Annotated in this window: 8 protein-coding genes and 2 tRNA genes; 3 read left to right on the top strand and 7 right to left on the bottom strand. The window is 61.9% G+C overall.

The genetic code is table 11. The features are described 5' to 3' along the window. Nucleotides 1-98 precede the first annotated feature (98 nt). The 3 genes from J8I26_RS22760 to J8I26_RS00115 all read right to left on the bottom strand — a co-directional run bounded on the left by J8I26_RS22760 (nt 99) and on the right by J8I26_RS00115 (nt 2,020). A complete protein-coding gene (locus tag J8I26_RS22760; protein WP_269087222.1) occupies nt 99-230 on the bottom strand; it encodes a hypothetical protein in 132 nt (43 codons plus the stop codon). 726 nt (nt 231-956) lie between these two features. Further along, a complete protein-coding gene (locus J8I26_RS00110; RefSeq protein ID WP_209602921.1) occupies nt 957-1,376 on the bottom strand; it encodes an NAD-GH domain containing protein in 420 nt (139 codons plus the stop codon). Nucleotides 1,377-1,438: 62 nt separating this feature from the next. Further along, on the bottom strand, nt 1,439-2,020 hold the full coding sequence (locus J8I26_RS00115; RefSeq protein ID WP_209604686.1) for a gamma-glutamylcyclotransferase: 582 nt from the start codon (nt 2,018-2,020) through the stop codon (nt 1,439-1,441). A 307-nt stretch (nt 2,021-2,327) separates the two neighbouring features. Here J8I26_RS00115 and J8I26_RS00120 point away from each other — a divergent pair, with 307 nt between their 5' ends. Beyond that, nucleotides 2,328-2,471 carry a hypothetical protein gene (locus tag J8I26_RS00120; RefSeq protein WP_209602923.1) on the top strand — a complete coding sequence of 48 codons (144 nt, stop codon included), beginning with the start codon at nt 2,328-2,330 and terminating at the stop codon, nt 2,469-2,471. A gap of 96 nt (nt 2,472-2,567) precedes the next feature. On the opposite strand, the gene J8I26_RS00125 is transcribed toward J8I26_RS00120, so the two are convergent. The 4 genes from J8I26_RS00125 to J8I26_RS00140 all read right to left on the bottom strand — a co-directional run bounded on the left by J8I26_RS00125 (nt 2,568) and on the right by J8I26_RS00140 (nt 5,932). Further along, nucleotides 2,568-3,629: a quinone-dependent dihydroorotate dehydrogenase gene (locus J8I26_RS00125; protein WP_209602925.1), complete on the bottom strand. Its 1,062-nt coding sequence runs from the start codon at nt 3,627-3,629 to the stop codon at nt 2,568-2,570. 103 nt (nt 3,630-3,732) lie between these two features. After that, nucleotides 3,733-4,461, bottom strand: coding sequence for an arginyltransferase (locus J8I26_RS00130; protein ID WP_209602927.1), 729 nt, complete (start codon nt 4,459-4,461; stop codon nt 3,733-3,735). 142 nt (nt 4,462-4,603) lie between these two features. Next, nucleotides 4,604-5,347 carry a leucyl/phenylalanyl-tRNA--protein transferase gene (aat, locus tag J8I26_RS00135; protein WP_209602929.1) on the bottom strand — a complete coding sequence of 248 codons (744 nt, stop codon included), beginning with the start codon at nt 5,345-5,347 and terminating at the stop codon, nt 4,604-4,606. An 18-nt stretch (nt 5,348-5,365) separates the two neighbouring features. Then, on the bottom strand, nt 5,366-5,932 hold the full coding sequence (locus tag J8I26_RS00140; RefSeq protein WP_209602931.1) for an NUDIX hydrolase: 567 nt from the start codon (nt 5,930-5,932) through the stop codon (nt 5,366-5,368). Nucleotides 5,933-6,122: 190 nt separating this feature from the next. Between J8I26_RS00140 and J8I26_RS00145 the strand changes: the two genes are divergently transcribed. Continuing rightward, nucleotides 6,123-6,199: transfer RNA gene (locus tag J8I26_RS00145), tRNA-Met, on the top strand. A 100-nt stretch (nt 6,200-6,299) separates the two neighbouring features. Then, nucleotides 6,300-6,372, top strand: a tRNA-Met gene (locus J8I26_RS00150).

Consider the following 6,372-nt stretch of genomic DNA (forward strand, 5'->3'; position numbering starts at 1 on the left):
AGTGAACCCGGGGACGCAGGTTCGAAAATTAACAATAAATTACGCGTGTAAAGCCTGAATATTGCGGATTTTGATGCCCGGCAGGCGCAGTTTGCGGATCAGGGCTGTCCGCTGGGAACATTGGTGAAGGCGCACCGGCTGTCAAAACCGACGAAGCCCGGGGCGCAGGCGCAGCCTTGCAGCGCCAGCAGCAGCGCGGTTGCAGCGACGATGGAGGCGAGACGCTTCATGCGGTTTCTTTCGTTCCCGTTTGCAAACCTGCGAGTGTAATGGCCTGTCAGCCATTTGCAAGATGCCATGCGGCGGGCCGGATCGTCTCGTCAGGGGCATTCTTTTCAATTGTCGCGGTGAGGCAATCGCGTCACCGCATTCCTGCGCAGGGCCGCATCCTGTTATCAGCAATAATGATAAAGATGCAAATCCAGGCAGAATTTCACCAATCAGTCGCCCAAAACAAAAAGCGGCTTGTCAGCATTGCAATGCGACAATAACCGCTTTTTCAAGTACTGCTCTTTGCTCTTTTGCGCATGCTGCCATGCGCGGGGAGAGCTGCCTCCGGACGCTGATTACTTGGTCGAGATCAGGTAACGAGCGACCATTGCGCCGATCAGCAGGGTGTAGGGCAGGAAGTCGACGACGATGTTCATATTGGGCTCCGTAAGGAAAAGTGATCTGTTGCATTGCAATATATGCGCTTGATCGCAACGGAGCCAATTTTGAATCCCAATATCAGTTATCGAATTCTTGAATAACTGAGGGCTGCAGCTCGGATTGACCGTTGAATTTCATAAAAATCCTTATAAATCAGATGGTTAATTGTTTGTTGTTGAAATGAAAAGTGTCAGTCGCGGCGTGTTGCAGGCATAAAAAAGTCGCGCGATGTTTCATCTGCGCGACATGGCGAGGGCAACAGGGCGCAGCCGCGATTGCGCGCGCCGCTTCTGCCGGCAAGCTTGTTATTTTCCGGCCAGGCTCATCTTCAGGCCGTGGATGTCCGTGGCGATCTGAAGCTTGTAGGCGCCGCCGGTTTTGATCTCCAGCGTTACCCGGCTTTGCTTGGCGGTGGCGGGAGTATTCAGGGTATGCACAGGCCTGGCGCTGAAATCGTAGCTGCCCGGCTTGAGCCAGATCGACAGGTGTTCGCCGCCGGCCATTTGCGCCAGCACCACGTCATTGATGGCCAGCTCCAGCATCTCGTTGTTGAACATGCCGCCGGCGCGGTTGAATTCGACCTGGGTCAGGCCGGCGTCCTGTTGGGTCATGCTCTTGATGTAGATGCGCGAGGACGGGATTTCTCCGCTGGCGGTCCGTTCCACCGGCGCCGCGCAGGCGACGAGGGCAAGTGCGGTTGCGCATGCGACGAGAGCTTTGATCATGTTCTTCTTCCTTGTGTTTTTTGATTGCTGATGGTGGTGGGCGCTGGCAAAGATACCACGCCTTATTGGCCGGCCGCCTCGCGTTCCAGCTGCAGCAGGTGCTTTTCGATTTCGAAGACGTGGGCGTCTTCCGAGCCCAGTTCGCGCAGCGCCTGCGCGAGCAGCAGCAGGTATTCGCTGTTGCGTCCGCTGGGGCCGGCGGCGCGGGCGATCTGGCGCGCGATCTCCAGTTCGCTGGCGGGGCCGGCGAAGGCGGCGTTTTCTTCCGAGGCGATATAGATCAGGCCCTCGGCCTTGCCGTTGTCGCCGAAGTGGATCTCGGTCACCAGGCGCAGGTAGCCGTTCTTCTCGCGGTGATCGAGGTGGGCGAACACTTCCGGCGTGATCAGGTAAGCCATGCCGGCGCACAGCGCGCCTTGCTCGGGCACCAGGGTCACCACGCGCCCGGGCGCGTCAATGGTGCCGCGGTGGTCGTGCGAGCCCTGCCAGAAACGCCGTGCCCAGCCGGTGATATGCGCCGGGCGGCGTTCCAGGTAAGGGAAGTCGGCCTTGAAGATGATGGAGCCGTAGCCGAACAGCCAAACGCTGGCGTGGCTGTCGAAGTGGCTCATCTGGCTGTTGGCGGAAATGGTATCGGCGGACATGGCATCGGTGACGGTGGACGGCCGGGCCGTCATAAGCCCTCCATTATAGAACCGGCCGCGTCGGACTGAGTGCCGACTGTTCATGCCTGTGGGCGTGCGTGCGGGGGGGGGGGCGTGAACAAAGCGCCGCGCCGGCGCGACAAATGTGCAGTCGCGGGCCATGCGGCGCATCGAAATTCTTTCTCGGCGGCTTGCGTTACGGCATCCTGTTTGGGCATAAAATGGTGCCTGCCGGGATCGGGGCCAGGGGATGCGCCCGGCCGGCAGCCATCCGGAAAAGCATCATCCGAATCTTCAGGGGAATATCATGCGTGTCGTCGTCATGTTGCTGACGCTGGTCGTCGGTACCGTTCTGGTCGGTTGCGAGAAGACCGACTTCGAGAAAAAATCCGAGTCCGACGCGAAGGCGCGCCAGATTTTCAATCTCAAGCGCGAATCGTCGAAGGACTGATCCGGCGTCTTCGTGCAGGAGAGACAAAAACAGCAGGCATCAGCCTGCTGTTTTTTTTCGTCCCGACGCAAGGCCGGGGGAAAGGCGCCTGCCGGCTCAGTGGTGGCCGGCTGCCGCCACGGGCGCGCGCAGCGCCTCGGCGCATTCATTGACCAGCGCCGGGCCGCGGTAGATCAGGCCGGTGTAGAGCTGCACCAGCGAGGCGCCGGCATCGATCTTGGCCTTGGCGTCTTCGCCGTTGAAGATGCCGCCCACGCCGATGATGGGCAGGGCGTCGCCCAGTTCGGCCTTCAGGCCGCGGATCACACGGTTGGACAGCTCGAACACCGGCTTGCCCGACAGGCCGCCGGCTTCTTCGCCGTGCGGCATGCCCTTGACGGCATCGCGCGTGATGGTGGTGTTGGTGCCGATGACGGCGTCGATCTGGTGGCGCAGCAGCGCATCGGCGACGTTCTTGACCTGCTCGTCATCCATGTCCGGCGCGATCTTCAGCGTCACCGGCACGTAGCGGCCGTGGCGGTCGGCCAGGCGGCGCTGGGCCGACTTCAGTTGCGACAGCAGGGAATCCAGCTCCGAGGCGCCCTGCAGTTGGCGCAGGTTCTTGGTGTTGGGCGACGAGATATTGACCGTCACGTAGCTGGCGTAGGGATAAACCTTTTCCAGACAGTGCACGTAATCCTCGGCGGCGCGCTCGATCGGGGTGTCGGCGTTCTTGCCGATGTTCAGGCCCAGCACGCCCTGTTTTTCCTGGTAGAAGCGCGAAGCCTGGACGTTGGCCACGAAGGCGTCCACGCCGCCGTTGTTGAAGCCCATGCGGTTGATCACCGCGTCGGCCGCCGGCAGGCGGAACATGCGCGGCAGCGGATTGCCAGGCTGCGCCCGCGGCGTGACCGTGCCGACCTCGATGAAGCCGAAGCCCAGCGCCGCCAGGCCGTCGATGTAGGCGCCGTCCTTGTCCAGGCCGGCGGCCATGCCGACCGGGTTGGGGAATTCGATGCCCATCACCGTGCGCGGGTCGCGCTTGGGCTTGGTGAACACGTCGGTGAGGCTGTAGCGCGCGGCGCAACGCAGCGCCGGCAGCGTCAGGTGGTGCGCGGTCTCGGGTTCGAGGGAAAACAGCAGCGGACGCGCAAGCGCGTAGAGGAATTTGTCGGACACGATGGGATGGCGGATGGCGATGAAAAAGTGCCGCTATTCTAACGTGTCCGCGCCGCCGGACCGTGGTTTTCACGCCATGCCGGCGCCATGGAAGGCGCCTTGCTCAGTCTTCCAGCGGCAGCCATTCACCCTTGCGCAATGCTTCCAGCGGCTGGAAGTTGGTCTTGTAGGCCATCTTCTGGCTTTCCTTGATCCAGTAGCCGAGGTAGACATAGGGCATGTCGAGCTGGCGCGCCTGTTCGATCTGCCACAGGATGTTGTAGGTGCCGAAGCTGGAGGCCGGCATGTCCGGGTCGAAGAAGGTGTAGACCGAGGACAGCCCGTCGTTCAACACATCGATGATGCTGACCATGCGCAGCGTGCCGTCGGGCTCGCGGAATTCGACCAGGCGGGTGTTGACCTTGCTCTGCAGCAGGAATTGCGCGTACTGGTCGCGGCTGTCCTGGTCCATGCCGCCGCCGGCGTGGCGCACCGACTGGTAGCGCAGGTAGAGCTCGTAATGCTCGTGGGCGTAGGTCAGGTTGGTGACCAGCGCCACCAGGTGGCGGTTGCGCTCCCAGGCGCGGCGCTGGCTGCGGTTGCGTTCGAACTCGGCCACGCGGATGCGCACCGGCGTGCAGGCGTTGCAGCCGTCGCAATACGGGCGATACGTGAAGATGCCGCTGCGACGAAAACCGGTCTTGACCAGCTCGGAGTAGACGTCGGCATTGATCAGGTGTGAAGGGGTGGCGACCTGCGAGCGGGCCTGCTGGTTGTCGAGATAGCTGCAGGGATAGGGCGCGGTTGCATAGAACTGCAACGTCGAGAAGGGCAAGTCTTTGAGATGCGTCATGTGCGTCCTGTCCTGTCTTGCGCGAGCCCGACGGCGGAAGAATGGCGGCAGCCGGGGGCGATGAGCCGGAATGCTAATTTACACTACTTTGACGGCTTCGGTGACAAAGCCCATGACAGCGGCGCGGGCCGGGCGGCCGCGCTCAGGCCGATTTTGCGGCCGGGATGCCGGTCTCCAGCAGGTTCAGCGGCTGCCAGCCGTGGATCTGCGGTTCGAGGATGGCTGCGCGCAGGTGGCGCAGGAAGTCATCGCGCGTGATCGGGCGCGCGCCCAGCGAGGCCAGATGAGACGTTTCCTGCTGGCAGTCGATCAGTTGCACGCCCTGGCTGCGCAGGAAGAACACCAGATGCGCCAGCGCCACCTTGGAGGCATCGCTGACGCGGGCGAACATCGACTCGCCGTAGAACATCCGCCCGATCGACACGCCATAGGCGCCGCCCACCAGCTCGCCGTTGAGCCAGACCTCCGAGGAGTGCGCATAGCCGGCGCGATGCAGGCCGGTGTAGCCCTCCATGATTTCCGGCGAGATCCAGGTGCCGTGCTCGTGCCGGCGCGGACCGGCGCAGCCGAGCATGACCTGTTCGAACACGGTGTCGAAGGTGACTTGCCACAGGCCGTCGCCGTGGCGGCTGCGCTCGATGCGGCGCAGGGTTTTCTTGAGGCTGTCGGAGACCACGAACTGGTCGGTGCGCAGCACCATGCGCGGATCGGTGCTCCACCAGAGGATAGGCTGGCCGTCCGAGAACCACGGAAAGATGCCCTGGCGATAGGCTTCCAGCAGGCGCGGCGGCGACAGGTCGGCGCCGGCCGCAAGCAAGCCCGCCGGGTCTTTCAGCGCGCGCGAGACATCCGGGAAAGGAGTGTCGATATTGAGCCAGGCGATCATCCGCTTGCCTCCTGCGGATCAGATCATGCGGCGCCGTATGTCTTCGGTGTGCAGCGTGAAGCCGCCGTCACCGGTGCGCACCTTCTTCAGGTCGGCAAAGAAGGCGCGCAACGTGAATTCCACGGTCGGGAAGGCGATCTCCGCCCAGGGAATCTGTTCCTCTGTATAGAGATCGACTTCCAGGCTTTCGATGCCCGCATGGTAATCGAGGTCGAGCAGGGTGGCGCGGTAGAACAGGTGCACCTGATGCACGTGCGGCACATTCACCAGCGTATAGAGTTCATGCAGCTTGATACGCGCGCCGGCTTCTTCCTCGGTCTCGCGCACGGCGGCGTCCTCGGTGGTCTCTTCGTTCTCCATGAAGCCGGCCGGCAGCGTCCAGTAACCCAGGCGCGGCTCGATGGCGCGCTTGCAAAGCAGCACCTTGACCTGGCCATCCTGCTCCCACACCGGCACCGAGCCGACCACCATCTTCGGGTTCTGGTAATGGATCGTACCGCAGCTGCCGCAGACGTAGCGCTGGCGCGTGTCGTCCTGGGGAATTTGCAGCGAAACCGGCTGACCGCATTCGGAACAGAATTTCATAAGAGAGGATCGTCGTGGCTTGATGTGTTTGTTATCGGTTTGCATGCGCGTCTCGCTCCATTGCCGGTGTCGGTGTGGCTGAAACGTCGCACGGACATCGGCAAATGCGGATAGAAGTGTATCACTCTCAAAAGAGCGCAGAGAGAGGTTGCGTTCCTGATTTAGATGCCCTATAATCTTTCTCTTCAGACGCGGGGTGGAGCAGTCTGGCAGCTCGTCGGGCTCATAACCCGAAGGTCGTAGGTTCAAATCCTGCCCCCGCAACCAGACAAAAAGCCGTTGAATGTATGCATTCAGGTGCATGTGTTCAACGGCTTTGAAATTTCAACGGTGATGCTGGGCAATCGGCAGCCGTCAAACAGACAGACGCGGGGTGGAGCAGTCTGGCAGCTCGTCGGGCTCATAACCCGAAGGTCGTAGGTTCAAATCCTGCCCCCGCA

Origin of the sequence: Herbaspirillum sp. LeCh32-8 (assembly GCF_017814915.1) — a bacterium.
Lineage (GTDB): Bacteria > Pseudomonadota > Gammaproteobacteria > Burkholderiales > Burkholderiaceae_D > Herbaspirillum.

Excerpts from the sequence above, each read along its gene's own strand:
- J8I26_RS00140 (WP_209602931.1), bottom strand. The coding sequence starts at position 5,932 with ATGAAATTCTGTTCCGAATGCGGTCAGCCGGTTTCGCTGCAAATTCCC.
- aat (WP_209602929.1), bottom strand. The coding sequence starts at position 5,347 with ATGATCGCCTGGCTCAATATCGACACTCCTTTCCCGGATGTCTCGCGC.
- J8I26_RS00110 (WP_209602921.1), bottom strand. The coding sequence starts at position 1,376 with ATGATCAAAGCTCTCGTCGCATGCGCAACCGCACTTGCCCTCGTCGCC.
- J8I26_RS00130 (WP_209602927.1), bottom strand. The coding sequence starts at position 4,461 with ATGACGCATCTCAAAGACTTGCCCTTCTCGACGTTGCAGTTCTATGCA.
- J8I26_RS00120 (WP_209602923.1), top strand. The coding sequence starts at position 2,328 with ATGCGTGTCGTCGTCATGTTGCTGACGCTGGTCGTCGGTACCGTTCTG.
- J8I26_RS00115 (WP_209604686.1), bottom strand. The coding sequence starts at position 2,020 with ATGTCCGCCGATACCATTTCCGCCAACAGCCAGATGAGCCACTTCGAC.
- J8I26_RS22760 (WP_269087222.1), bottom strand. The coding sequence starts at position 230 with ATGAAGCGTCTCGCCTCCATCGTCGCTGCAACCGCGCTGCTGCTGGCG.